This window comes from Halioglobus sp. HI00S01 (genome assembly GCF_001635445.1).
GTDB lineage: Bacteria > Pseudomonadota > Gammaproteobacteria > Pseudomonadales > Halieaceae > Halioglobus > Halioglobus japonicus.
This window is the reverse complement of the sequence record NZ_LWEE01000265.1, coordinates 20,782-45,124: the sequence shown is the minus strand read 5'-3', so window position 1 is coordinate 45,124 and position 24,343 is coordinate 20,782. Positions and strand designations below refer to the sequence as shown.

Below are 24,343 nucleotides of genomic sequence, written 5' to 3'. Positions count from 1 at the left end.
GCCCAAGGTGGCGCACTTTAGCCAAAAATTGATCAATTTTCCAGCTCTGCGCTATCACCGCCAAGGCGCGCCATACGGGGCACAACAGCCATGCAAGCGGCCGCTGTCTGATCTGTGGTTGATGCAGGCATCCCATTGCACAGGGCGATAAACCGTGGCAGAAGACGACGAAGACAGCGCTGAAGAAGAATATGAGTTTCCCGAGTTACATCGCGACGAAGAACTGGACCACGATGGCGTCGAGCAGGTCGTTATTGAGCGCTTTGTTCGCTATCACTTACCCTTCCTGCGCAAGGTCAAGGATGAAATGGACCAGGGCAAGGTGCTCACGGAGGGTGAACTGGTGCTGATGAGCCGCATGGTCACACGGGCACATCGCTTTAATGTTCTGGTCTACGACCACTCGGGACTCAAGGAATCTGTCGCCAAGATCATCAATCTCATTCATGAGATTGCTGGCGAGGCCGTGCACAACGCCACCGAGCCTGGCGATCAAGGCAGGCTCCGCGGCGGGCGCCCAGGTGCATTAGTTACAGAACCAATCCCTTACCGCGGGCAACGAGTACTGCGGATCGGCAGCGTAGTTGGTGAGCTGCACCAACAGCGGCACCAGAGTTCTGCCGGGCTGAGCGACATTGGCGGTGAGATAACCGTAGAGTTGTCCGTCGGTGTCACGAATCACCGGAGCGGCGGTGGCGAATACATTCCACGGACTGTAATTGGTGACGAGGGACCCGAAATCACCGGCAGCGTTCCAGATACTGTAAGGGGCAAAAGCAGCACCATGGTTGCCGTTCGCATTGCACACTGAATCAAGAAAGGTTCCCGGACAATTGAGACATCCCAGATAAAACTGTTGTTCGTCACCCCCATAGAGCAGCAGAAACGGCGCCGTGGCCTCAAAGACTGGCTCCAGATAGAACACCTCATCTGACTCCAGCACTGCCATCAGGCTGGCATTGCCTTCCATACCCGCGGTGGTGAGATGGCAGGCTTCCACACTGCCACCGCAAAGGCCGCGGTCACGAGTTCGCCAGCCCACAAAGGTAAAGCCCTCGGCGGGCACCGCAGTAAATACCTGGTCGAAGAACAAGTCGTTGACGTTCAGCCGACAGATTTGGCCCGCTTCGCAGCGGACATCACCGGATGTCGTGACCACAGCGCCACCATCAGGCACATAGATTTCGATCTTGCAGCCGGCCAGAAACAATGCTGCAACTACTCCAAATATCAACCTGACCGTACTACTGGTCTTCATGCCCGATGCCCTAGTGCCTTACGTTTCACAGCGACATCATCCACTCTGGATGCCGCTTTACAGACATGCTAACTGCGGCCGTGCCCTTAGGCCAGAGTAAAAATCACCAGTTACCACTTGGGGCGATGCCTGATCAAAAAAACAGCAATCGCTCAGCTTACAGCACCAACCGAACACGAGAAAAACACCAACGCACCGCAGAAAAAAGCTATGATAAGTGCTGGCATAAATAACGCGGGTTTATCAGGGTGTCTTACGAACTTACCGGCAAAATCAAACTCATCCAGGATCTCAAGACCTTCGAAAGCGGCTTTCGCAAGCAGGAGATGGTGGTGACCGTCGACGACGGCCGATACCCCCAAGATATCAACCTCGAGTTTGTGCAGGACAAGGTGACGCTACTGGAAAGTCTGCAGCCCGGTCAGGAAGTGACAGTCACTTTCGATATTCGCGGCCGCGAATACAACGGCCGTTATTTCAACAACCTGCAGGGCTGGAAAATTTCTGCCGCGGCAAGCGACAGCGCCCCCATCACCAACGACTACCCGGATACCGCGCCCCCTGCATCTCAGGGCGGCAGCTTTGACGACGACATCCCGTTTTGACGAGGTGGTTTCTACCTTCTGTACACCAAATCGCATAAGTCCCTGCCAGAAAACGACTTTTATTAAGATTTGAGCGAAAAACTATAAACCACTGCGGTTTCGTGGAGTGTCGTCCGTTAAGCGTAATTTTATGTTTACCAAAACGGTCGGCACATTCGCCAGATAGATACCCTCATAGTCGACGAGGTTGAGCGGTTTCTGGTCATTCGCCTGGACGACCATGCCCTCGATTTCTTCCCGACCCTCTATACCACTGAAAACTTGAGGCATGGCCTTGCTACCAACTCTATTACCTATTTCTTGCGAGAAATTCGACATCTTCAATTCTGGGAAGAGATGGAGGAGCGCAAGCTGTTATGGGAAATTGCCGAGGGCTATTTCCCTTCAACGGAGCCTTTTTCTTATAACACGCGGACCTCCTATTGGAGGACCCTTGGCACCAGATTGGCGCTGTGGTGTGTTTACCGAACCGGTGTTTGTGGGACTTTTGTTTATCGAACTACAGCGCCCTCAGCGAACGCTCGACGGCCCTCAGCTTTGCCGATTTCAAGGTAGTGCTCAAGGCCATTCTCGAATTCGCCCTTCTTCACCAGAGCTACGACATCGGGATTCTCTGTGAGATAGTAGTACTCGTTATAGCCCGCCGCGCCGTGCCGCGATGGGTCAGTGGCATTTGGCCCGGTATGTAGCCGACTGTTCGCCCTGACATCGAAATAAAACTCGCGCTCATTGGCCACCCCATAAGTGATGAAGCCGAGTCGGCCGTCAGCCAGCAAATAGGGGAAGTATTTTTGGCCGCCCAGAAAGTAGGGTTCATAGGTTGGCCCATAGGATTTCAGGATTGACTCCGTGCGCTGGTCCAGTTCGGCGAAGCCCTCCCAGAGGGTCGATACAAACTTTCCGTTGCCGGTGTTTATAAGCACCTCATTTGCCCAGGCTTGATCTGGGACGCGGTAGATCTCGCCGATCCAGCCTGTCCACTCGTGTGGCTCGGCTACCCTCGTTGATGCGTCAACCGCCAGAATGTCAATGAAACCATCGCCATTCACGTCCATAAGCAGGTTGTCGTGCCCACCCTGGTTGCCGAGGTTGTAGTTGTAGAGCGCTTTATCGGTGATATCGCTAAACCTGCCATTTCCCTTGTTTTGCAGGAACTGAAGTACGCCGGCAGATTCCTTGTAGTCATCGTTCCAAAGCATCGAGCTAACGAGTATGTCCTGATCGCCATCGTTGTCCATATCGAACAGATCGACCTGTATATCGTGCGCGCGCCCGGTGCCAAATTCAGAGGACAGAAACTTTGATTGACTGTCCTTAAACCTGTCTTGTTTGTGAAAATACGGTATCGGAAGTGGCTTGATGTCTCCGTAAGCGCGGCTGCTATCAAAACGAATATTGTCTATGATGATTGAGCTGCTACCGTAGCTGCTTGTAGAGACATCACCATTGCTTCCGTCGTATGCATCGACAATGACCAGTTCTGCCTCCGGGTCGTCATCGAGGTTAGCCGCGGCTACGGCCGAACCCGTGTGTATCCATTGTCCACCGATTTTTTGGAAGTCTGCGCTGCCCTCGATTGAGACGTTGAATCTGAGTGGCCACGCTTTGAAGCCTCCATTCTGATCATTGATCAGGATCATGACCGCATCGCCATAAGAAAAGGGCGCAGCCGGATCGTCGGACCAGTCGTAGCTAGACATATAGGCTGATCCGATGATGTCGGTATAGCCATCGCCATTGATGTCAGCGAGGCTTCCCTCGTGCATAGCCATGGCAGGCTCGATAGAACGTGGTGTAAGCTGGTTACCGTCATTCAGGAATAATATATTCTCGGTCGGAACGAATGGCGATTCATTGTGGCCGATAATCAGCAGGTCGTCGTGCCCATTGCGATCAAAATCGTGAACCCTTATGAAAGCGGTTCCGTCAGTGGTGGATCGGCCCAGTAGTTCGTTTGCATCCAGCAATTCTGTTGCATCGGGACCCGCTTCAAAAACCTGCAGCCTGGCATTGGCGGGACGCTCTTCTCCGTTGGTGTCTATGTATGAGCCGCCGTCTGTCCAGCCGCTGACAAAAACCTCTGGATTGCCATCGGCGTCAGTGTCGCCCAGACCAAAATACTTGATTGTGGAGTAGTTATCCTCGACGGCGATATGGTCAATCTCTCTGATATCGAAGAGCCCATCGTCAATCAAAACACTTGTTGGCAGCGGATTCAGTGTGACCGCATGTTTGCCACCCGCGGCTTTTCTGAACATCGGAATAAGGCGGGCCTCGATGTCATACGCTGTATGTTCACCGAGCAAACTGATGGAGCACGGCTCAGATTGTCCGCCACAAGCTCCTCCTGATTGCCAGCTATCGAAGACGTAACCAGGTTGCGGCTGGGCAATAAAGGTGCCCGCCCAAGCCTCTCCGTCAGGAATGTCGACCTCGCAGGTTTTGCCAGCTTCGCAGTAGTAGTCTCCTGATGCAGTTGTAACTCCGCCTCCTTCCGGCGCCTCCATCTTGATCTTGCATCCCGTAAAAACAGACAGGCTAAGACCTAAAACTATCATCCTTGAATACATTTTTTACTGCTAACTCCCTTACGGTTTTGGTTTGCCTTTCCGTGTTAAGTTTCCTAGATCGGGCGAACGCCCCCTAACATTTGTCTCCGGGGAGGGGAAGTCGCGCTTGGCGTAGGTTGTTTTGCTGAAACTCTGCTTGCGGAGAGAGTGTCAATCGCGACCCCCAAAACAGTTTATCATAGCGGACCGGGGATGCTTTGTAAGCAAGTCGCGCCCTGGATAACGGTTTACTATATCGTGCCACGCCTAAGGGGTCAGACCCCTTTATCAGAGACCGACTGCCTTGGTGGATGCCGCCCAGAATGCGTCACGCTGCAGGTTGTCATCAGCCACCGGCGAATAGCCGGCGAGCTTGCACTGGTCATAGTACTTGCCACTGACGGCTTCCAGTTCCGGATCACTAGCCAGCATCATGGTGGTTTTAGCTCCTTTCTCTGGCGAGATAAACAACAGCCCCACGATCTTACGCACCAGCCAGGGGAAGCTGCGCACGATGTCCGTGGCCACCGCACCCGGGTGCAACGCGTTAACAGTCACTCCCGAGCCATTTAACCGCTCTGCCAGTTCAACCGTGAACATCATATTAGCCAATTTCGACTGGCTGTACGCGGCCTGCATTTTGTACTTGTGGAAGCCGGTAAAAGTCGCCAGATCCATCTCACCCTTCTTGTGCATCATCGAAGACACATTCACAATGCGCGCCGGTGCACTGACTTTGAGACAATCCAATAACAGGTGGGTCAGCAGAAAATGGCTAAGATGGTTCACCGCCATCTGCATTTCAAAACCATCTTCGGTGATTACCTGCTCCGCGGGCATGATTCCTGCGTTATTAATCAGGACATCCAGGCGATCGTAGCGGGCCAGAAACGTCGCCGCGAGTTCGCGCACGCTGGCGAGACTGGCGAGGTCTACCGCCAGATTCACCGGCGCGATTTCCGCCCCGGCACCGATTACTTCCAGCGCCTGCCGGGTTTTATCACTGTCCCTGCAGGCCAGTATCACCTCGGCGCCCGCTGCGGCCAGCTTACGCGCAGCGATCAGCCCAATACCACTGTTGCCACCTGTTATCAGTACTCGTTTGCCTTGCATCGCATCACTCCCCTTACGTTACTATTCTGTATTCTCGTGTGCCGCCAAAAGCGCTTGTAAGCCCTGCAATGACGTTGCCACCGCCTCCAGCGACGTAATGTTATCGGGATAGGCCTCTTGTTCCACTAGCAACCAGGCCGTGCCGCCCTCCGTGAGGTTAGCTTCGAGCAGCGCTGGCCAATCTGTATCGCCCTCCCCCACGAAGGGTCGTTTATTCAGGCTAAACAGCGGTTTGTGCACCTTGTAGTGTGTGCTGAAGGTGCGGCCAGGATACTTCCGCACATAGGCGACGGCATCAACATCAGCATAGTTGGCCCAACCCACATCGAGCTGCAGCACAACTTCATCGAGGGTATTTTCCGCCAGCACATCCCAGAACGTACTGTCTTTAAAGCTGCGAAACTCCTTATCGTGGTTGTGGTAGCCAATGTGAATACCACTATCACGACTGCCCTGCGATGCTGCATTGAGTAATCGACTGAGTTCGTAAACCCCCTTCTTGTTCCAGGCCCGCTTATCCATGCCCACCACCAGTGCCGGCGAACCCAGTTGTTGATGGAACGCGAGGGTCTGGGCCAACTGATCGGGCTCGAGCGCTGCTGCTGACACATGTGCCCCGGCAGATACCAGGCCAATACTTTCCAAATACGCTTTGAGTGCAAGCGGCTTGCCGCCATAGGGGCCATATTCGTTTCCGTAGAACTCAACCCCGTCAAACCCCATGTCCGCCAGGGCAGCCAATGTCCCGGCAAAATCCGCCTGCAGCGCATCGCGCACCGACCAGAGTTGCACGCCTACTTTAGGATTCATCGGAGCCTGGGCCGCGGCCGTCATATGCCAGAGCATACCCAAACACAGCGCGAGTGCGCCTGTTATTTTTCTCATTCACGATCTCCATCTCTTGCAGCCGCTGTTATTTTTTTCAGACCGCAACCACCACAGGAGGGCAAAGATTTATATACTGCGTGGTGCAACCCACATTAATGAGAATTCCATGTCCGATCAAGCTTACGATGTGGTGGTAATCGGTTCCGGCGCCGGCGGTGCCATGGCAGCCCATACCCTGACCAAATTGGGCAAGCGGGTGCTAATGCTCGAGGCCGGTCGCGACTACGACCCGGTTACCGAGACGCCAATGTTCAATACCCCGGCGGACGCACCGTTGCGCGGTGCGCCCACGCCAGACAAGAACTTCGGTTATTACGATGCCACAGTCGACGGCGGCTGGGAGGTGCCGGGCGAACCCTACACCATGGCCGATAATACCGAGTTCAAGTGGTGGCGAGCGCGCATGCTGGGCGGGCGCACCAATCATTGGGGGCGGTATTCACTCAGATTCTCTCACCATGATTTCAAAGGATTCAGCCGCGACGGTTTCGGGGCAGACTGGCCCTTTGAATACGATGAACTCGCCCCCTGGTACGATCGCACCGAAGAACTGGTGGGGGTGTGTGGCACGAATACGGGGCTGGACGACATGCCAGACTCATCTCCCGGCGTATTAATGCCGCCGCCTAAACCGCGCGTGCCTGAATTGTTAGTTGCCGCTGCCGCGGGCAAGCTGGGCATCCCCGCCGCTCCCATGCATCGCGCCATCCTGACCCGACCCAAAGACGATCGGGCCGCCTGTTTCTGGGCAACACAGTGTGGCCGGGGCTGTTCCATCGGCGCTGCCTTCCAGACCACGACTTCGCTCATTCCGATGGCCAGAGCCACCGGTTTACTGACTGTACAGACCGACGCCATGGTCAGGTCCGTCGAGGTCGATGCACAGGGACGCGCCGAAGCCGTCACCTATATCGACCGCAAAACGGGCGCCCCTCGCACCGTCGCCGCACCCTTGGTCGTTCTGGCGGCCAGCGCCTGCGAATCGGCACGGATACTCCTCAACTCAAAGAGTGAGCAACACCCGCAGGGGCTGGCCAACCGCTCGGGCCAAGTAGGGCGCAACCTTATGGATTCAACCGGGGCAAATATGAGCGCCGTGATTCCCGCACTGAAAGGCCGCCCCATTTATAACGAGGACGGCCATACAGCCAATCACCTATTCCTGCCCTGGTGGGGCCACGATATGCAGGCCAGGGGCGAGCTGGATTTTGCGCGGGGCTATCACTTTGAGATGAGTACAGGTTTCAAACCGCCCGGTGGTTACTATCCCGAGAAGCTTCAGGGCTACGGCGTGGAGATGAAGCGCCGGGCCAGGTTCGACTATGGATCACAGATCTCTCTGGCTCTGCGTGGAGAGATGGTACCCAACGCCGGTTGCTATATGGAAATCGACGATGCGGTCACTGATCGCTGGGGCATTCCGGTGGCCAAATTTCACTGGAAGTGGTCCGAACAGGAACTCAACCAGGTGCGTCACGGACTCGCCACAGCGCGCGATATCTTCAAGCTACTCGGGGCCGATGTGCCAGACGAGTTGCCAGATCCCGCCGAAACGATCAAAAAAGGCGGCGAGATCATCCACGAGGTGGGTACAACGCGCATGGGCACTTCGCCCAAAGATTCCGTCACCAACCAGTGGGGGCAGGCCTGGGACTGCGATAACCTGTTCGTGATGGACGGCGGCGTATTTGCCTCCAACCCCCACAAGAATTGCACGCTCACCATTATGACTCTGGCCATGCGCAATGCATCATGGCTGGCTGAGCAACTGAACAAGGGGGCGATAGCATGAGCCACGAGACAACTGAACCAGGCATCACCCGACGCCAGTCGCTGAAATGGCTGGCAGCCGTGACCGCAGCAGTAACAACGCCGCTGATAACCGGCTGCGAGGCCACGGTGATCAAGGCGGCCAAGCTCGCCGGTAACTGGCCAGACCTGCAACTCGAACCCATTACCGCAGAGGGCTACGGCACCGACCCGACACTGAATCCACCAGTCAAGGCGCCCTGGCCACTCACCATGACACCTCATCAGCGCAAGCTCGCCAAGGCGATACTCGACTTGATGATTCCCCGGGAAGGCGACTTCCCCTCAGCATCGGAAGCCGGTGTTGTCGACCTGGTCGATGAGTGGGTCAGCGCGCCCTACCCCCAGCAGCAGGAAACGCGGCCGGAAATCCTGTCTGCGCTGGTGTGGTTCGATGAGGAATCCCAGCGCCGCACAGGCCAGTCGTTTCTGGCAACCAGCGCACAAAAACAACGCGCCATCCTGGATGACGTCGCCTACGAGGAGGCCGAGAGTAAGCTGCAATACGCCTATATTTCCCGGGTATTTGACGGACTGCGCTCACTGGCGGCCATCGCCTACTTCAGTTCACCCGAGGGTGTGAAAGACATGGGCTATGTGGGGAATGTGCCCATAGCGGGCGACTATCCGGGACCAAGCCCCGAGGCCATGACACACCTTGACGGTGTGCTCAATGACCTGGGGCTCCTGGACTATGCCTACCAGGAACCGGTAAGCGGCTAAACATCAATCGGCGGTGCAGGGACATCCAGTGCCTGCATAGTGCTCGAGAGCATCTCCGGCTGCAGCTCGCCCATTACATTGACCAACACGACCTCAGAGCTGTCGGCAGTGAGTACGGTGAGGCCAGCGATACGTTCTTCCACCATTTTCATCAGCACGTAGGTCGTCTCGCCTTCCTCGCGCACCAGAATAATTTGCTGCCAACCATCTTCGTTAAGACGGGCGTTAATCTCACCCAGGTCTTCTGCCACCGCGATCGGGTCTTCCTCGATCTCGTAGAGCTTGACCCGTACACCATCCAACTGACACAGCAAGGCCTTGGTCGCCGGATCATCTTCAATAGCGTTTGATGCGATGCTGAGCAACGTGGGGCCGATTGACAGGGTCATGGTGGCATCGACATCCCACATCGACAGGCCATCGAGATCGGCGTAACCGGCGTTGCGGTGCGGAGCGGTCACACCGCAGCCGGTGAGGGCAACCATTACCAATAGCAGTGCTATTTTCAAGGTATGCATGGCCTTAATCCGTGTCGACGTCAACATCGACGTTCATCTGCGCCATCACCTTGCTCACCTGGGCCGGATCGATATTGCCAAGAATGTTCAGAAACACGGCCTCTTCCTGGTTGACCACCATAATGGCCATGCCTTCCATCTTGTCGTCATTCACCCGGGTAAACATCTGCACCTGCTCATCCGCTTCCTGCACCTGCACAATGGGCTGCCAGTTGGCGGCCTGCAGGGTGGTCTTGGCCTGATTCATGCGTTCCAGCGCCGGCGCCAGATTACCGCCCGTGTCGTAGACATTCACGCGGATACCCTCCAGTCCCTGCATAATCGCGGCCGCTTCCGGGTCCTCAGAGGCTGCTGCTGCCGCAGACAGTAACTGCATCAGAGGTCCGCCGATATTGATCATCACCCGGGGTTCACCGTAGATCTCGTTCATGGTGCCGAAGTCCACATAGCCCGGCATGCTTTCATAGTCCTGCGCCAGGGCTGCAACACTGATCAAACAGCTGGTAACAATTGCAATCAAGGTTCTCATAGTTCGTACTCCCGAGTAGTGTCCAGGGGCTTTTCAATCACCTGGATTGTTGTGTCCGTTACCGGCCGGGCCACACCCGAACCGATACTGGCCGCCATCTGACTGGCGACTTGTTCATTGGCTTTCTGCAAATAGGTCAGCGCGATCGCCAGATCCTGCTGGGCCTGGGCAAGTTGCTGTTCCTGCCGCTGAATTTGTTGCTGCTGCGCCATGAGCGCCACAGCCAGGGGCACGGCGATCACGCCAAACGCGAAGGCTGGACGCAACCAGCTGGCACGCCACCAGGGGTGACGCTCGGCATGATCGCGGGGGATCCGCTGCAGCTCGTTCTGCAAGCTGGCCGGCATAGGCTCGGTAGGCAAATCAGCCAGGGCCTGCTGCAGCACCTGCTCCCACTCATCACTGTGCAAGTCTGGTTTTTCCGTCATGGTCGCAACTCCGTCAGTTGTTCCCGCAGTGTTTTTCGCGCCCGGTGCAGGTAGGTCTTTACCTGGGGCAGGCTCAATTCCAACGTGGCCGCCACGTCTTCATAACTGTGCTGCTGCACATCGCGCATGATGACCAGCGAGCGGTAGGGTTCGTCCAGGCCCATTACGGCGGCCTGCAGTACCTGCCCTTCCCTGCTGCGCTGCATACTCGCAAGCGGCTCTTCCCCCCCGGCCAATTCATCCGGCCCAGACTCTGCTCGAGGGCGCTCAAGGCGCAGTCGATCCAGGCAGAGATTGCGCGTTACACGCAGTAACCAGGGTTTCACCCGCGCCTCCGAGAGCGTGTCGCGGTGCTGCCAGAGGCGGATGAATGCATCCTGCACTACGTCCTCTGCCTCGGCCTCGTCCTTGAGTAGAAATCGGGCCATTGACCAGTTCTGCTCCTGGTAGGCGATCGTCCATTGTTGAAATTGTTTGTCCATATTCACGGACTATACGACTGGGGAGAAGAAAAGTTACTTCGCTGGCGCGGGTTGCGACGAACCGCGCGATTCCAGCGATGAATGGTGGGAGATCAGGCGAAACTAAGCGACTTGCCGGATTTTTCGATACGCACCTGACGAATACTGGCGGGGCGGTAGTCGCGCGAGACCACACTGCTCACGCCCATGTAGTCGACCGTGGCGGCCTCGTGCGTCAACACCAGCCGCACATAGCCGTTGGTCTGACCACTGGTCCACAGCACGTCCGGACTGGCGTCTGCCAATACCTGATCGAACGCCGCAGCCTGCTCCGGACCCAGCCCACTGAAAGGCCCGGGAGAGGTAATACCAGAAGTACCAATCTCAACGCCCATCGCCTGGCCGTCGGCGTTAAACAGCTGGTTCTGCCAGAAGGCGTGAGTATCTCCGGTCAACACCAGCAGGTCGTTCGCACCTGCCTGACTGGCCATGCCATACAAGGTTTCACGAGCATAGGGATAACCATCCCAGGCATCGAGGTTGAGCGGCAGGCCCGCTTCACCCAGCGGCCGGAAGCGATGCGCATACTCATAGAGCATGGTGCCGGGCTCGACGCCCATGTCCGCAAGCTGTTGATCGGTAATTATCGGTGCCAGCCAGCGCGCCATGAGAATCTGGTTGCCGAGAATGCGCCAGGACCTGCCCGCCTGAACCGACTCAGCCAATGCCTCGCCGGTGAATGTCTTGCCTGCGTCGGATAACAGCTCCCGCGAAGGGTCCCATAAATCCTCGCGATAAAAACGGCGCACATCATCGGCGGTTTGCAGCTGTTCCAGATGATCTTCGTAGTTGAGCTGTTCGCTGCGGCCCGTCAACCGGGTTTCCAGCGTAATCAGACTGGCCAGATCGCCGTAGCCAAAGTGCCGCCAGTACTCTGCCCGATTTCCGCCGGCGCCAGGTTCGCGGATCGGCATCCATTCATAGTAGGCCTGCAGCGCGATTTGCTTGCGCGCCGTCCAGTCGCCCTCGGTTTCAGGCTGGTGATTTTCCGCTCCATCCATCCATGGGTCATTGGTAATCTCATGGTCATCCCAGATAGCAATCAACGGGTGATTGCTGTGCATAGCCTGCGATTGAGCGTCGGCTTTGTACTGGGCGTGGCGCTGGCGGTAGTCCGCCAAGCTGAGAATCTCCCGCGGCGGCTGGTGGTTGCGATTCAGCGCTGCGCCGCTTTCGCCGCCGTAACCATCGGGACCATATTCGTAAATATAGTCACCCAGGTGCAGAACCAGATCGACCTGTTGATCCAGGGCAATCGCTTCATAGGCATTAAAGTAACCGAAGGGATAGTTGGAACAGGATGCGACAGCCAGGCCAAGGCGCTCCACATGGCCGCTGGGCAGTGTGCGGGTGCGTCCCGGCAGTGAATAGATGTCACCGACATTAAACCGGTAGTAGAAGCGTTCGCCCGCCGACAAACCGTCGGGCACCACTTTCACCGTCCAGTCGCGCGAGGCATCGGTGCTGAAGTCACCCTCGGCTACCACTTGCGCAAAATGGGGATCACTGGCGAGTTGCCAGCGACCTGTCACCGGCCCGGAGGCACCACTCACCCTGGTCCAGAGCACAACACTGCTCTGGTCGGGGTCGCCGCTGGCAACGCCGTGGGAAAACGTGGCCCCACTGATATCGGATGCTCCCGGCCCCGTGGCACAGCCCACCACCGGCAGGACGGCCGTGGCTGACAGGCCCTTAATAATGTTGCGGCGACTGATTCTGCTCATTACCTTCTCCGTGCAATTGAAAAGGCCCTCACGCGGAGGGCCTTACAGAGAGTAATCGCGACCGGGTTGTTGTCAACCCGGAACTGCCGTCAAGATCAGTCAAGCAGCTCTGGTTGCTCCTCGATAATCACATCGTACAGCGGCTGGAAGCTGAACCAGCCTGCGAGCGCCGAGCCCACAGTGTCGCGCGTACCCAGCGCTACATCGTGCTCAATTGGCTTGGGGGTGCCTGCCGCCTCGGCCAGCAGCTGCGCCTGGCAGCTGCGCTCCAGGGTGATGTACCACCAGGCGGCGGCGTCGATGGTTTCGCCCACGGTCAGCAGACCGTGATTTTGCAGAATCGCCGCCTTGCGCCCATCCAGGGCGGCTGCGATACGCTCGCCTTCGCTGTTATCCAGCACTACGCCGGAGAAATCATCGAACAGCACGTGGTCTTCGTAGAAGGCACAGGCGTCCTGGGTTAGCGGCGCCAGGGTCTTGCCCAATGACGAGAACGCCTTGCCGTACACCGAGTGTGAGTGCGCGGCTGCGGTAATCGAGGGGTCGGACATGTGGATCTGGGAGTGAATGGTAAACGCTGCGCCATTGAGCAGACCTTCACCTTCCACCACTTCACCTTTGTGATTGACCAGCACCAGGTCGGACACCTTCATCTGCTTGAACGATTTGCCCATGGGGTTCACCCAGAAGTGGTCGGTGTGCTCCGGGTCACGCACAGTAATGTGACCCGCCACGCCTTCGTCGAAACCAAACTTGCCGAACAGGCGCAGGGCCGCCGCCAGCTTGTTCTTGCGATCCACACGGATGGCGACGACATCTTCCGGCTGGGCCAGAATATCTTCGGCCTTGTCCATGTTCATCACAATTTCGTTAGCAACGTCGTTCATCTCAATCTCCTTTCACCTTGGTTCGGTTTATACTGCTGCCATGAGCGCAGCGGATTTCAATACTACTCGCAACCAGTGGCTGCATCGCTGGGGCCTGCATGACCTGCCAGCGGATTTACCCTGGCTGGCACGCATGGCCCCGGTTAACTGTGACGCCGGCGAATTCCTGATTCACGCCGGCGATGTCAGCGACACCCTGTACGTCGTTAACACGGGGCTGGTACGCCTTTTCTACACCACGCCGGAAGGGCGAGAGCGCAACAAATCCTTTATTCGCGCGGGCCAGATCGCCGGCCCCGTGAGTGCCGCCATTTCCGGCGGTGCCGCACCCTTCTCCATCGAGTGTCTGGAGCCTGTCGAGGCGATCAGCTTTCATCTCAATGACCTGCTGGATGCCGCTGATCAGAATCTGCAGATCGCCCGCCTGTACCGGGTGTTTCTCACCGAGGCTTTTTTGCGCAATCAGCAGCGTGAGGCGGTCCTGCTGACCTGTAACGCTGAAGAACGCTACCAATGGCTACTCGCCAATGAACCGGATCTCAGCGACCGAGTCACCCAGGGCCATATTGCCTCATACCTCGGTATCGATGCGGTCTCACTCTCCAGAATCAAACGCAAGCTTAGGGACGCGACCCCTGAGCATCATTAACATATGTTAAAAGGCACACCATGAGCGACCTACAGCCGGGTATCTACCAGCACTTCAAAGGCAACGAGTACGAACTCATCGGCCTGGCCACACACTCCGAAACCGAGGAGACACTGGTAGTTTACCGCCCCCAATACGGTGAACGCGCCCTGTGGGTGAGGCCACTGGCCATGTGGCAGGAAACCGTCGAACGCGACGGCGAGGTCAAACCCCGCTTCAGCTATCTCCGGCCCGCCTGAATACTGCCTTCCCCATCCCCGCGCCTTTCCCGCCATCGGCGGGTGTGACACTATTGCGGTTTTTCAGGCACAGGTAATCAGGCCCACTATGCAAGCACTGTTGGAACGGCTGTTCAAACTGGAGCACCACCAGACCCGCGTAAGCACGGAGCTGGTCGCAGGCCTCACCACGTTCATTACCATGGCCTACATCATCTTTGTGAACCCACAGATGATGGCTTCAGCCGGCATGGATCATGGCGCCAGCTTTGCCGCCACCTGTCTGGCGGCCGCCCTGGCCTGTATCTTCATGGGCCTCTACGCCAACTGGCCCGTCGGCCTGGCACCGGGCATGGGCCTGAACGCCTTCTTCACCTACACAGTGGTCGGCGAGATGGGCTACAGCTGGCAGGTGGCTCTGGGGGCGGTATTTATCGCTGGCATCCTGTTTGTCATCATGAGTGTCACCCCGCTGCGCGCCTGGATGCTCAACAGTATTCCCAAGGATTTGCGCGTGGCCATGGCCGCAGGTGTCGGCCTGTTTATCGGCTTTATCGGCCTCAAGAGCGCCGGACTGATCATCGACAACCCGGCCACCCTGATTTCCCTGGGCGACCTGACCCAACCAGAACCCCTGCTCGGCGCCCTTGGCTTCCTGCTCATCGCAGGACTCTCGGTCCGCCAGGTACCTGGCTCCATCATGCTGGGCGTGCTGCTCATTACCGTCATTGGGCTAGTGGCCGGCCTGGTGGAATACCAGGGCATTGTGTCGCCCCCCCCGAGCATAGCCCCCACCTTCATGCAGCTGGACATCGCCGGCGCCCTGGAAGTGGGCATGGTCAGCGTAGTGATTGCGATTCTGTTCGTGAACCTGTTCGACACCGCAGGCACGCTGCTGGGTGTAGCCACCCGCGCCCACTTGGTCAATGAAGAAGGTGAAATCCAGAACATGAACAAGGCCCTGCAGGCGGACTCTTCCTCGAGTGTTGTCGGCGCATTGTTCGGCTGTGCCCCGGTAACAAGCTACGTGGAAAGTGCCGCGGGTGTCGCCGCCGGCGGACGCACTGGCCTCACCGCGGTCGTGGTAGGCCTGCTGTTCCTGCTGGCAATGTTCTTCGCCCCACTGGCGGGNATGGNGCCGGCCTATGCGACTGCTGGCGCGCTAGTGTATGTGGCACTGCTGATGATGTCGGGCATGGAACAACTGGACTACTCCGACGCCACTGAGCTCACCCCCGCCCTGCTCACCATCATCATGATTCCGCTGTCGTTCTCGATTGCCAATGGTATTGCGGTGGGCTTTATCAGCTACACCGTCATCAAGGTATTTGCTGGCCGGGCCAATGATGTCTCATTTGGAGCCTGGTTCCTTACCACCATATTTGTTGCGAAGTTTGCGTTCTTTTAGGCCGGCAGATTATTCAAACTGGCTTGACATCAGCCGTCGTTGAGAGCGGTAGTGTTGTGCGGTTCTTGACCCGTCGGCATAGAGCTCCAATTCACCTTCTGAAACCGCTGCAAGGCCATCCATGGCGCCCGACAATTTCAGAAGCGGAATTGGAGCTCTACACCTCTGTCAGTGATCAAATAAATCTAACCTTCAACTCAGCCCACCTATCGAAGGGAGCTATCTGCGACTGCAATTAAGCTCACCCGCTGCCTCGATTAATGCTGTCGGTGTAACTTTCGAAATCTAATCATCGCTACCCCGAGACTACCTGCGGGACTAGGCATGGGGACAGGGCGGGGTTTTCGAAATCGTCGGGAGGCATGGATGCCGCACGCCGAAACGCTCATGGATGACTAGCAGTGGTTTCGAAAACTCCGTCCTGTTCCTATGCCGATGAGTAAAGATCCCCACAAACTGCCAGACAAAAAAAAGCGCCCCGAAGGACGCTTCCTCTCAGATGACCTCAGCCCAACTTAAAAGTCGAGGCCAAAGCGCACCATATACTGGCGCGGAGCGATCAGCTCGTCACCAGTGGCGCCCACACCGAATACGTCGGTGAAGCGGGCGTTGATGCCGTCTTCGTCGGTGAGGTTCTTGCCGATCAGTTCGACGCGCCAGTCGCCATCAGCAGGATGGAAGCCCAGGATCAGGTCGATCACGTCGTAGCTGTCGACAGAGTCAGTGACATCGTTGTTGAAGATACGGTGCTTGAAGTCACCGCGGTAGGTGTACTGCAGTACGCTGCGCAGGTCACCCCAGCTACCCAGAGTAGCGTCATGGCTCAGGGCCAGGTTACCGGTAAAACCGGGCGTCTTGGCCAGTTCGTTGCCTTTGACGTTGGCGATCTCGGCCGCACGGGCGATCTGGATCTCGGGGCTGAACAGGTCAAAGCCCTGGCCCAGCAATGCGTTGGTGGCCGCGTCGGAAGCGACGTTGTCGAGGGCGTCGTGGTCGGCGGTGATTTCTGTTTCCAGCCAGGCCATGCGCGCGTCCAGCACCAGCGAGTCGGTCAGGAAGGCGGCGAATTCGAGTTCGGCGCCGTAGATTTCAGACTCGGGAATGTTGCCTACACCGCCCTGGAAAACTTCCGGGTCAGTGGCCTGGTACTGCAGACCCTCGTAGTCGTAGTAGAACGCGGCACCGTTGAGGCGAACGCGGCCGTCAGCGAGGTCAGTTTTCAGGCCAACTTCAAAGGCGTCGACCACTTCTTCGTTGTAAGTGGGCAGTACCACGATCGGGGCGATTTCATCTTCGCGACCGTAGGTCAGGTTGGAACCGCCGGGCTTGAAGCCACGGGTGTAAGAGACGTAACCCATGGTGGCGTCACCGAAATCGTGCTCCAGTACGACACGGCCAGTGACCTTGTCGGATTCCACTTCGAGAATGTCGGTGCCGTCGCGACCATAGAAGTTGGTGACTTCAGAATACACCTCGTCTTCGGTGTAACGCAGGCCGAACACACCGCGCCAGGTATCGTTGAAGTGCCAGGTGCCCTGACCGTAAACGGACACGGAATCACGCTCGGGCTTGGAGTCGGAGATGAAGCCGAAGTCGCCGTCGAAATTGTATACATCTTCCACAGTGAAGGGATCGAAGGTGCCGTCAAAGCCGAAGTCCAGACGCTCCAGGATGCTGATATCTACCTCGGTGTCGAGGTAGAACACACCCGCTACCCAGTCCAGCTTGCCGAACAGTGGGTCGCCGGAAATCAGGTTGATCTCCTGGGTAAAGGTGGTCTGCTCGTTGGTCTCGGCATCGTAGAAGCTGGGCAGCAGCGCGAAGGGCGGCAGACTGTCCAGATCGTGGCGGTCGTTGTCGCGACGGATCAGGATGTCATCGTCCTGGTAGCTGGTCAGCGACTTCACGGTAAAGGCATCCAGATCCCACTCCAGCACAGCGCTGTACAGTTCAGAGGTCAGCTGGTACTCGGCGAGAGAATCCTGGCGGAGTTTACGGGGGTCGCGGGTTTCATCCAGCAGACCCTTCTGCGCGGCGCCGTTCACATCTTCATCGAAGTACTGCGCAGTCAGGTGGGCGCGGAATGTCGCTGAAGGTTCGATCAGCAGGCGTACGCGGCCGGAGATGCTGTCGCGGTCATCCAGGTCTTGATTGAGAACCACGTTCTCGGAGAATCCATCGTGCTTATTGGTTGAGACACTGGCACGCAGGGCCACTTTATCACCCATGGGCACATTAATCGCGCCACGGGCCTGAACAAGGTCGTAGTTACCAAGGGTCAGGTCGGCAGTACCGTACACCTCATCGAGGGTGGGCGCCTGGGTGATCACGTTGATCGCGCCACCGGTAGAGTTCTGGCCAAACAGGGTGCCTTGGGGGCCACGCAGCACTTCGATACGCTCCAGGTCAAGGAAATCGGTCTGCAAGGCGTAGGGCGATGCCACGTAAATGCCATCCAGGTGGTAGGACACAGAAGGGTTGGCAATGGCGTTCTGGTTGGCCTCGTTGCCGACACCGCGGATGGTGATAACGGTTTTAAAGCCTTCGTTTTTGGCGATGTTGACGCCGGGTGCAACGGCACTGAGATCTACGAATGACGTGATCTGGCGCTCATCGAGATCCTGACCAGAGAGTGCGGTAACGGCCTGGGACAGGTCCTGCAGGCTCTCGGTGCGTTTCTCGGCGGTGACCACGACCTCTTCAAAGACCGGGCGAGCATCCTGCGCTGAGGCGGAAAAGGGAATAGCGGTGCTGACTGCGACGGCAATAGCCCGCAGCCCGAAACGGGGCTCAAACATGTACGAATCCTCTGTAGACAAGTGTGCTTTACAGGAGTCTGTGCCCCTTTCGATTTACGGTTGGTACCGAAGGCGCCGAAATTTAGCATTTGCCAGCCAAAATGCAACATCGAATCCGGTGGCAAAATACCAGCGCTACGCCTGTTCAGCGACATCCTGGCGCGCTCCCAGAATACTGGTGAACAACTCGGTTTTCTGACTCTGCCAGGCCCACACCGCAATGGGTGCCACGGTGGGCACAATCAGCACATTCAATTGGTAGAGAAGGCCAATCACATTGCCGTTGGGGATGAATACCCCAGGGTGCTCCATAAATAGCGCGCCGAGGTTAACCATCAGGTCCTTCATACACAGGCTCACCAGCCCGAATAAAATGAAGGGATAGAGAATGAGCACGCCGGCCAGGAAGCTGGTGAGGTATTCATCTTTCTGGGTAGCGAAATGCAGCGTGGCGTAGAACGGCAAGGAGTAAGACAGAATGGCCGGATTAATTTGGAAACCGAACTGATATTCGGACTGCTCAGCTGGCACCGGCCGGCCACCGGCCTCGCCAAACTGGGTCAGCAGATACACATCGGAATTCTGGAAAATAATGGAGTCAACCGCGTAGGGGAACCAGTTCCCGAGAATAATATTGCTCAGGCCGACCACAGGCATGGCGACCATATCCGCCGCCACCGTCCACAGCGCAAAGCAGGGGATGATGAGCGCAAATACAAACAGCAGGAACTGCCGCAGATGGCGGTTCTCAGGCAGCGGCGACATTGGCCTCTTCCTCGCGATTGGACAAATAGCGGAGGTAGAAGATGAATACCACCAGCACATCGAGCATGATGAGGGCCGGCCACAGGTAGAGGTGCACCCAGCCGAAAATGTCGAGATCCCAGTCACCGAGGTAGAACAGGCTGATAATCCGGGCAATATTCATCACCTGAACGGCCACAAATCCCAGCAGAATCGCCGCTAAGCGCTGTTTCCAGGTGGCAGGGAACGCCAGCACCGCGGCAATCAGGACAATAGTGGCTTCTACCCCGTTACAGCCAGCCTCGATTGACACTGCAAAGCCAGTGTCCTGAAACTGGAGGATTTTGCCATAGGCGATGACGTTTTCATCAAACGGTGAAATCAACGCCGCACTGAGCTTGGCCAGGCCCGTGGTAAAGGGCACGATGACATGCTCCTGCACAGGATTGAGCATTTCCACGGTAAACAGGGTTACGAGCACCACCCCGAAAACGACGATAAACCGGTTCACTTCACACCTACTAACGACAAAACTAAGGCCGATGGTAGCACAGCTGGGGTCAGAGCATGATCTCAGGCTGCGGGTGGAAAAAGGCTTCGATCATATGCCGCTGATCCAGGGCGTCCCGATAACCAAACTCAATCAGGTCCCGACAGAAAGCCCCCTCGAACAACAGGTAACTGGCGAGGCTGGTGCCGCCGCCTTTGGGTGTGGCTCCGGTCACATTCAACAGCGTACGCATGGCCGATGGCAGGCGATGCAGGTGATCCGAGGCCACCTGGTCGATCTCAATCGACGGGTTAATGCAGAGAAAGTCCACCAACCGGGATTCACCGGTTTCCGCGCTGGGGTCGGCATTCTGCACAATGCCCACCAGTTCATTGATGCGCTGCAGGTTCTCCATGTCGCTTTCCAGAGCATCAATAAAGGCGCTGTTGAATACGTGGCCAATCATCTTAGCCAACGAAGGCGAATGGGGTTCACGCACGTCGGCCGGCTCATGGCTGGGATTACCACTCACCCCCACCACCATAATCCGCTGGGCACCCAGGTGCAGCGCCGGGCTGATGGGTGACACCTGCCTCAGGGCACCATCGCCGTAATAGGCACCGTCCACCTGCGTGGCCGGGAGGATGGCCGGAATCGCCGACGACGCCAGCAGGTGCTCAACACCCAGTGTTGCCGGCACTCCGCGACGCCGGGAGCGGCGCCAGGGCAATAGAACACTGCCATCCAGGTCGCTCTGGTAAAACGTCACCGATTCGCCGGTGTGATAGCTGGAGGCGGTAACACCAATGGCATCGAGCTGNCCACCTCGCAGGCGCTTCTCCAGTTTGTCAAAGTCAATCGACGATGCCAGTAACTCCGCCAGTGGCGCGGTATCGAGCAGTGCCAGAGGTTTGCGGATCCCGGTGCCCCGGTGAAAGAGGGAGCCCAGCAGGCGAAGTACGCTACCCGCCAGGTCCAGATAGCCGGAACGGTACACCTGATCGACACTCAGGTTGCTCCAGATCTCCTCCACCTTCTTGACTGCGAGGCGGAAGTTACTGGCGGACGCCCCAAGCGCGACGGCATTGAGCGCGCCCGCGGAGGTGCCGGTAATAATGGAAAAAGGGTTGTGAGCTTGTTTTTCAAGGACCTCGGACGCTGCCCGCAATACACCCACCTGATAGGCTGCCCGGGCGCCGCCGCCAGTGAGTACAAGGGCGGTGCGGTCCTGGGCGGGCAAGTGATCGGCAGTCATGCCCTACGTTTTACTGGAAGTTGGTGTCGAAGACCAGTACCTGGATGCGTGAACTGGCCATTAGCGATAGCATAGTCGTTTTGGTCCTCCGGAAATCCCGTTCGCATGAAACGCCAACTATACAAACCACTGGGCTTTCTTTTTCTTGGCCTAGCGCTGGCCGGCATTGTGCTGCCGGTGCTGCCCAGTACCCCCTTTGTTTTGCTCGCCGCGTGGTTCTTCGCCCGCTCCTCGGAAAAATGGCACCAGCGATTACTGGCCAGTGAGTTGTTCGGCCCGATGATCAGAAACTGGGAAGAGCAGCGCTGTATTTCGCAGCGCTCTAAAGCTATAGCCATTCTCTCCATGCTGTCCGCAGGCGGGGCGTCGATCGCCTTTGCCATGGAGAGCACCACCCTGAGAGCCGGCACTGCCTTGCTGATGGCCATTGGTGCCACCGTTGTGCTCAGCCTGCGCACCTGCCCTAACTGCGATCGCATTACAAAGGAAGCGTAACCTCCACTACTTCCGGGTCTTCGGGGCTGCGCAGGGCGCGAAAGCCCAGCCGCTTGCACATGCGCAACATGCGGGCATTCTGGGCCAGCACTTCGCCTATCATGGTTTCCAGGCCCCGTTCTCTGGCGATATCGATTAACCGCTCCATCAAACGCGGGCCCAGGCCATGTGACTGCCACTCATCGGCGATCGCCAGGGCGAACTCACAGGAATTTGCATCAGGGTTGGTGACGTATCGCACCACGCCGATAAAGGTGTCTTCGCCCGCGCTGTTCTGCTGGATCGCAACCAGCGCCATCTCCCGGTCGTAATCAATCTGGGTAAAGCGGGCAAGCATGCTGGGCGTGAGCCGATCCAGGCCATGCATGAAGCGGAAGTACTTACTCTCCGCGGATAGATTGGCGACAAAATTTTCCTCACTGCGGCCGTCCTCGGGACGAATCGGGCGCATCAGAATCTCCGCGCCATCGGTCAGCTGCAAGCGACTTTGCATATCGGCAGGGTACGGGTGGATCGCCATGTGGCCGTAGTGATCCGTGGCCAGACTGTCCGCCGCGACATGAATATTCGCCTCTATCGCAACCGCGCTGGCCTCATCGACCAGCAGTGGGTTGATTTCAAATCGGCTTATCACAGGCAGTTCACAGGCCATTTCCGACACCCGCTGCAAGACCTCCGAGAGTGCAGCCATATTAACCGCCGGCATTTTCCGAAATTGACGCAGGTAGTGCGACACAGCAGTGCGATCAACGAGTTCTCGCGCCAGGAAGTCATTCAGCGGCGGCAGCGCGACCTGGGTCTGCCCGGCCAGCGCCTCGGCGGCCGTGCCAGCCGGCCCCATATGGATAACCGGCCCGAAGACCGGGTCCCGGGAGATACCAACCAACAATTCCCGGGCATGGGGCCGATCCACCATCGGCTCAATACTAACCCCACACAGCTGGGCATCACCCTCGCGATCCGCCACATCGCGCATGAGTTCTTCGTACGCTGCCGCCACGGCCCGTGATTCACTGATATTCAGCCGCACGCCGCCCACTTCAGACTTATGCTCAATGTCCGGGGAGACAATTTTCATCGCAATGGGAAAGCCGATGTTCTCCGCGGCAATGAGTGCCTCGGCAGCGCTGGCGGCCACCATGCTCGGCAACACCGGAATATGGAACGCCCGCAATACAGCACGCGACTCGGCCATCGTCAGCGTACTCCGCCCCTCGCTCAGGGCGTGGTCAATCATTGTCTTGGCGCCATGCACGTCCGGGTCGGGGTGTTCCGATAAGGGTTCAGGCACCTGCAATAGCGCGCTTTGATTGCGCCGGTAGCGCGCGAGATAGTTGAAGGCATCCACACCGGCTTCCGGGGACATAAATTGTGGGATACCCGCTGCGGTCAGTTTCTTGCGCCCCTCGTCCACCAGCTTGCTCCCCATCCAGGATGCCAGCACGGGCTTGCGGGCCTTGGTGCTGGCTGCAATCACGCCGTCTGCACAGGCCGAGGCATCGGTAAAGCCCTGCGGAGTCAGTAGCGCCAGTACCCCGTCCACACCGGGATCATCGAGCAGTGCCGCAACCACCTTTTGATAACGCTCGGCATCGGCATTACCAAGAATGTCTACCGGGTGGGAACAGGTCCAGTAGTCGGGAAGAGCATCGCTTAATCGCTCCATGGTGTCATCGGACAACTGAGCCAGCGCCAGATCGGCATCACCGGCCCAATCCGCCGCCATAACCCCGGGTGCTCCGCCGTTGGTCACCACCCCGAGACGACCTTCTTTTACCCTTGCCCCCGAGGCCAGAATCGTGGCGGCGGCAAAGAGCTGATGAACAATAGTGACACGCACCGCGCCAGCGCGGCGTATGGCCGCATCAAACACCTCGTCGCGCCCCAGGGGAGTCTGCATCTGGCTGGCCGCCGCCCGGGCACCGGCATCGTTGCGACCCGACTTGATGACCACAACCGGTTTCAGTCGCGCCGCTGCGCGCAGGCCACTGAGGAACAGCCGGGCATTGGTAATGCGTTCCACGTAGAGAAGAATGCTGCTGGTATGGGGGTCCTGTGCGAGATAATCGAGGACATCGCCGAGTTTGACGTCTGACGTGGCCCCCAATGATGCGACCGCAGAAAAACCAAAACCGGCGTCATCCGCCCAGTCGAGAATGGCCGAGCAAAACGCGCCAGACTGGGTGACCAGCGCCACCTTGCCCTCGCGAATCGGACTGCGAGCCGAGGTGGCATTAAAATGGTTACGCGGCCTTGCAATGCCCAGGCAACGCGGCCCCACCAGGGCGATGTGGTAGCGGCGGGCAATTTCGACCAGTTCGTTCTGGAATGCCAGGCCGCACTCCTGCATCTCGCTGAAGCCACCGGAGAGGATCACCACCGCTTTGACCCCGATCTCGCCACAGGCATGCATAATGTCGGCTTGATGCTCTGTCCCCGCTGCCACAATAGCCAATGCCACCGGGCCGTCCAGATCCGCTAGGGCAGCTCTGGGTTTGTACCCGGCCAGTTTGTGCTTACCCGCAGTCACCAGGTGAATAGCACCGGCAAACGCCCCACTGCGAAGATTGGTCAGTACTTGTTCGCCGATGGTGGCATACGCTTCATCGCACACCACAGCCACTGCATCGGGACTGAAGAGGCTTTCCAGATAATGTTTTCGCATTGTGACCGTCAGCCAGTGCCCCTGCGCCGCCCCCGAGGAATGATCCGGAACAAAGTATAGGCACAAATC

Annotated in this window: 23 protein-coding genes; 7 read left to right on the top strand and 16 right to left on the bottom strand. The window is 57.6% G+C overall.

Going from position 1 to position 24,343, the window contains the following annotated elements; all coding sequences use genetic code 11:
• Nucleotides 1–277: 277 nt before the first annotated feature.
• A complete protein-coding gene (locus tag A3709_RS17655) occupies nucleotides 278–496 on the bottom strand; it encodes a hypothetical protein (RefSeq protein WP_066057605.1) in 219 nt (72 codons plus the stop codon).
• 30 nt (nucleotides 497–526) lie between these two features.
• Nucleotides 527–1,258 carry a hypothetical protein gene (locus A3709_RS17650; protein WP_156507836.1) on the bottom strand — a complete coding sequence of 244 codons (732 nt, stop codon included), beginning with the start codon at nucleotides 1,256–1,258 and terminating at the stop codon, nucleotides 527–529.
• A 248-nt stretch (nucleotides 1,259–1,506) separates the two neighbouring features.
• Here A3709_RS17650 and A3709_RS17645 point away from each other — a divergent pair, with 248 nt between their 5' ends.
• Nucleotides 1,507–1,863: a DUF3127 domain-containing protein gene (locus A3709_RS17645; RefSeq protein WP_066057600.1), complete on the top strand. Its 357-nt coding sequence runs from the start codon at nucleotides 1,507–1,509 to the stop codon at nucleotides 1,861–1,863.
• A 491-nt stretch (nucleotides 1,864–2,354) separates the two neighbouring features.
• Here the strand turns inward: A3709_RS17645 and A3709_RS17635 are convergent, their stop codons facing one another.
• From A3709_RS17635 to A3709_RS17625, 3 genes are all read right to left on the bottom strand, one after another.
• Entirely contained in the window at nucleotides 2,355–4,421 is a 2,067-nt protein-coding gene (locus A3709_RS17635) for a VCBS repeat-containing protein (RefSeq protein WP_197484273.1), read from the bottom strand.
• A gap of 279 nt (nucleotides 4,422–4,700) precedes the next feature.
• Nucleotides 4,701–5,525 carry an SDR family oxidoreductase gene (locus tag A3709_RS17630; RefSeq protein ID WP_066057588.1) on the bottom strand — a complete coding sequence of 275 codons (825 nt, stop codon included), beginning with the start codon at nucleotides 5,523–5,525 and terminating at the stop codon, nucleotides 4,701–4,703.
• A 21-nt stretch (nucleotides 5,526–5,546) separates the two neighbouring features.
• Nucleotides 5,547–6,410 (bottom strand): sugar phosphate isomerase/epimerase, encoded by an 864-nt coding sequence (locus A3709_RS17625; RefSeq protein ID WP_066057585.1) that lies wholly within the window; start codon nucleotides 6,408–6,410, stop codon nucleotides 5,547–5,549.
• Nucleotides 6,411–6,519: 109 nt separating this feature from the next.
• Here A3709_RS17625 and A3709_RS17620 point away from each other — a divergent pair, with 109 nt between their 5' ends.
• The gene (locus tag A3709_RS17620; RefSeq protein WP_066057582.1) at nucleotides 6,520–8,205 is read left to right on the top strand and encodes a GMC family oxidoreductase; all 1,686 of its coding nucleotides are present in this window, start codon (nucleotides 6,520–6,522) and stop codon (nucleotides 8,203–8,205) included.
• The gene (locus A3709_RS17615) at nucleotides 8,202–8,945 is read left to right on the top strand and encodes a gluconate 2-dehydrogenase subunit 3 family protein (RefSeq protein ID WP_066057579.1); all 744 of its coding nucleotides are present in this window, start codon (nucleotides 8,202–8,204) and stop codon (nucleotides 8,943–8,945) included. Before A3709_RS17620 ends, A3709_RS17615 begins: the two co-directional genes overlap by 4 nt.
• Here A3709_RS17615 and A3709_RS17610 read toward each other — a convergent pair.
• The 6 genes from A3709_RS17610 to A3709_RS17585 all read right to left on the bottom strand — a co-directional run bounded on the left by A3709_RS17610 (nucleotide 8,942) and on the right by A3709_RS17585 (nucleotide 13,552).
• The gene (locus tag A3709_RS17610; RefSeq protein WP_066057576.1) at nucleotides 8,942–9,463 is read right to left on the bottom strand and encodes a DUF4252 domain-containing protein; all 522 of its coding nucleotides are present in this window, start codon (nucleotides 9,461–9,463) and stop codon (nucleotides 8,942–8,944) included. The genes A3709_RS17615 and A3709_RS17610 overlap by 4 nt on opposite strands.
• A 4-nt stretch (nucleotides 9,464–9,467) precedes the next feature.
• Nucleotides 9,468–9,992 (bottom strand): DUF4252 domain-containing protein, encoded by a 525-nt coding sequence (locus A3709_RS17605; RefSeq protein WP_066057573.1) that lies wholly within the window; start codon nucleotides 9,990–9,992, stop codon nucleotides 9,468–9,470.
• The gene (locus A3709_RS17600; protein ID WP_066057570.1) at nucleotides 9,989–10,420 is read right to left on the bottom strand and encodes a hypothetical protein; all 432 of its coding nucleotides are present in this window, start codon (nucleotides 10,418–10,420) and stop codon (nucleotides 9,989–9,991) included. Before A3709_RS17600 ends, A3709_RS17605 begins: the two co-directional genes overlap by 4 nt.
• Nucleotides 10,417–10,902, bottom strand: coding sequence for an RNA polymerase sigma factor (locus tag A3709_RS17595; RefSeq protein ID WP_082850185.1), 486 nt, complete (start codon nucleotides 10,900–10,902; stop codon nucleotides 10,417–10,419). The genes A3709_RS17600 and A3709_RS17595 overlap by 4 nt, the downstream gene beginning before the upstream one ends.
• 92 nt (nucleotides 10,903–10,994) lie before the next feature.
• Nucleotides 10,995–12,665 carry an alkaline phosphatase gene (locus A3709_RS17590; RefSeq protein WP_066057563.1) on the bottom strand — a complete coding sequence of 557 codons (1,671 nt, stop codon included), beginning with the start codon at nucleotides 12,663–12,665 and terminating at the stop codon, nucleotides 10,995–10,997.
• 95 nt (nucleotides 12,666–12,760) lie between these two features.
• The gene (locus A3709_RS17585; RefSeq protein WP_066057561.1) at nucleotides 12,761–13,552 is read right to left on the bottom strand and encodes a class II aldolase/adducin family protein; all 792 of its coding nucleotides are present in this window, start codon (nucleotides 13,550–13,552) and stop codon (nucleotides 12,761–12,763) included.
• A 40-nt stretch (nucleotides 13,553–13,592) separates the two neighbouring features.
• Between A3709_RS17585 and A3709_RS17580 the strand changes: the two genes are divergently transcribed.
• The 3 genes from A3709_RS17580 to A3709_RS17570 all read left to right on the top strand — a co-directional run bounded on the left by A3709_RS17580 (nucleotide 13,593) and on the right by A3709_RS17570 (nucleotide 15,827).
• Nucleotides 13,593–14,201 carry a Crp/Fnr family transcriptional regulator gene (locus A3709_RS17580; RefSeq protein ID WP_066057558.1) on the top strand — a complete coding sequence of 203 codons (609 nt, stop codon included), beginning with the start codon at nucleotides 13,593–13,595 and terminating at the stop codon, nucleotides 14,199–14,201.
• Between the two features lie 20 nt (nucleotides 14,202–14,221).
• Complete coding sequence (locus A3709_RS17575) at nucleotides 14,222–14,440, top strand: DUF1653 domain-containing protein (protein ID WP_066057555.1); 219 nt, start codon at nucleotides 14,222–14,224, stop codon at nucleotides 14,438–14,440.
• A gap of 88 nt (nucleotides 14,441–14,528) precedes the next feature.
• Nucleotides 14,529–15,827 (top strand): NCS2 family permease, encoded by a 1,299-nt coding sequence (locus A3709_RS17570; protein ID WP_066057551.1) that lies wholly within the window; start codon nucleotides 14,529–14,531, stop codon nucleotides 15,825–15,827.
• A 515-nt stretch (nucleotides 15,828–16,342) separates the two neighbouring features.
• Here the strand turns inward: A3709_RS17570 and A3709_RS17565 are convergent.
• The 4 genes from A3709_RS17565 to A3709_RS17550 form a co-directional block, all read right to left on the bottom strand.
• Nucleotides 16,343–18,625, bottom strand: a complete 2,283-nt coding sequence (locus tag A3709_RS17565) for a TonB-dependent receptor (protein WP_066057548.1) — start codon at nucleotides 18,623–18,625, stop codon at nucleotides 16,343–16,345.
• Nucleotides 18,626–18,760: 135 nt separating this feature from the next.
• A complete protein-coding gene (locus A3709_RS17560) occupies nucleotides 18,761–19,390 on the bottom strand; it encodes an exosortase H-associated membrane protein (protein ID WP_066057545.1) in 630 nt (209 codons plus the stop codon).
• Nucleotides 19,374–19,880: an exosortase H gene (gene xrtH, locus A3709_RS17555; protein WP_066057542.1), complete on the bottom strand. Its 507-nt coding sequence runs from the start codon at nucleotides 19,878–19,880 to the stop codon at nucleotides 19,374–19,376. The genes A3709_RS17560 and xrtH overlap by 17 nt, the downstream gene beginning before the upstream one ends.
• Before the next feature lie 49 nt (nucleotides 19,881–19,929).
• The gene (locus A3709_RS17550) at nucleotides 19,930–21,114 is read right to left on the bottom strand and encodes a patatin-like phospholipase family protein (RefSeq protein WP_066057539.1); all 1,185 of its coding nucleotides are present in this window, start codon (nucleotides 21,112–21,114) and stop codon (nucleotides 19,930–19,932) included.
• 105 nt (nucleotides 21,115–21,219) lie between these two features.
• Between A3709_RS17550 and A3709_RS17545 the strand changes: the two genes are divergently transcribed.
• Nucleotides 21,220–21,609, top strand: coding sequence for a YbaN family protein (locus A3709_RS17545; protein WP_066057535.1), 390 nt, complete (start codon nucleotides 21,220–21,222; stop codon nucleotides 21,607–21,609).
• On the opposite strand, the gene A3709_RS17540 is transcribed toward A3709_RS17545, so the two are convergent.
• The gene (locus A3709_RS17540) at nucleotides 21,593–24,274 is read right to left on the bottom strand and encodes a bifunctional acetate--CoA ligase family protein/GNAT family N-acetyltransferase (RefSeq protein WP_066057532.1); all 2,682 of its coding nucleotides are present in this window, start codon (nucleotides 24,272–24,274) and stop codon (nucleotides 21,593–21,595) included. The genes A3709_RS17545 and A3709_RS17540 overlap by 17 nt on opposite strands.
• Nucleotides 24,275–24,343 lie beyond the last annotated feature (69 nt).

What these genes read in the sequence shown, in the direction of transcription:
- A3709_RS17615 (WP_066057579.1), top strand. Translation starts at nt 8,202, where the DNA reads ATGAGCCACGAGACAACTGAACCAGGCATCACCCGACGCCAGTCGCTG.
- A3709_RS17565 (WP_066057548.1), bottom strand. Translation starts at nt 18,625, where the DNA reads ATGTTTGAGCCCCGTTTCGGGCTGCGGGCTATTGCCGTCGCAGTCAGC.
- A3709_RS17545 (WP_066057535.1), top strand. Translation starts at nt 21,220, where the DNA reads ATGAAACGCCAACTATACAAACCACTGGGCTTTCTTTTTCTTGGCCTA.
- A3709_RS17585 (WP_066057561.1), bottom strand. Translation starts at nt 13,552, where the DNA reads ATGAACGACGTTGCTAACGAAATTGTGATGAACATGGACAAGGCCGAA.
- A3709_RS17630 (WP_066057588.1), bottom strand. Translation starts at nt 5,525, where the DNA reads ATGCAAGGCAAACGAGTACTGATAACAGGTGGCAACAGTGGTATTGGG.
- A3709_RS17610 (WP_066057576.1), bottom strand. Translation starts at nt 9,463, where the DNA reads ATGCATACCTTGAAAATAGCACTGCTATTGGTAATGGTTGCCCTCACC.
- A3709_RS17625 (WP_066057585.1), bottom strand. Translation starts at nt 6,410, where the DNA reads ATGAGAAAAATAACAGGCGCACTCGCGCTGTGTTTGGGTATGCTCTGG.
- A3709_RS17560 (WP_066057545.1), bottom strand. Translation starts at nt 19,390, where the DNA reads ATGTCGCCGCTGCCTGAGAACCGCCATCTGCGGCAGTTCCTGCTGTTT.
- A3709_RS17650 (WP_156507836.1), bottom strand. Translation starts at nt 1,258, where the DNA reads ATGAAGACCAGTAGTACGGTCAGGTTGATATTTGGAGTAGTTGCAGCA.
- A3709_RS17620 (WP_066057582.1), top strand. Translation starts at nt 6,520, where the DNA reads ATGTCCGATCAAGCTTACGATGTGGTGGTAATCGGTTCCGGCGCCGGC.
- A3709_RS17590 (WP_066057563.1), bottom strand. Translation starts at nt 12,665, where the DNA reads ATGAGCAGAATCAGTCGCCGCAACATTATTAAGGGCCTGTCAGCCACG.
- A3709_RS17635 (WP_197484273.1), bottom strand. Translation starts at nt 4,421, where the DNA reads ATGATAGTTTTAGGTCTTAGCCTGTCTGTTTTTACGGGATGCAAGATC.
- A3709_RS17575 (WP_066057555.1), top strand. Translation starts at nt 14,222, where the DNA reads ATGAGCGACCTACAGCCGGGTATCTACCAGCACTTCAAAGGCAACGAG.
- A3709_RS17595 (WP_082850185.1), bottom strand. Translation starts at nt 10,902, where the DNA reads ATGGACAAACAATTTCAACAATGGACGATCGCCTACCAGGAGCAGAAC.
- A3709_RS17605 (WP_066057573.1), bottom strand. Translation starts at nt 9,992, where the DNA reads ATGAGAACCTTGATTGCAATTGTTACCAGCTGTTTGATCAGTGTTGCA.
- A3709_RS17580 (WP_066057558.1), top strand. Translation starts at nt 13,593, where the DNA reads ATGAGCGCAGCGGATTTCAATACTACTCGCAACCAGTGGCTGCATCGC.
- A3709_RS17600 (WP_066057570.1), bottom strand. Translation starts at nt 10,420, where the DNA reads ATGACGGAAAAACCAGACTTGCACAGTGATGAGTGGGAGCAGGTGCTG.
- A3709_RS17540 (WP_066057532.1), bottom strand. Translation starts at nt 24,274, where the DNA reads ATGCGAAAACATTATCTGGAAAGCCTCTTCAGTCCCGATGCAGTGGCT.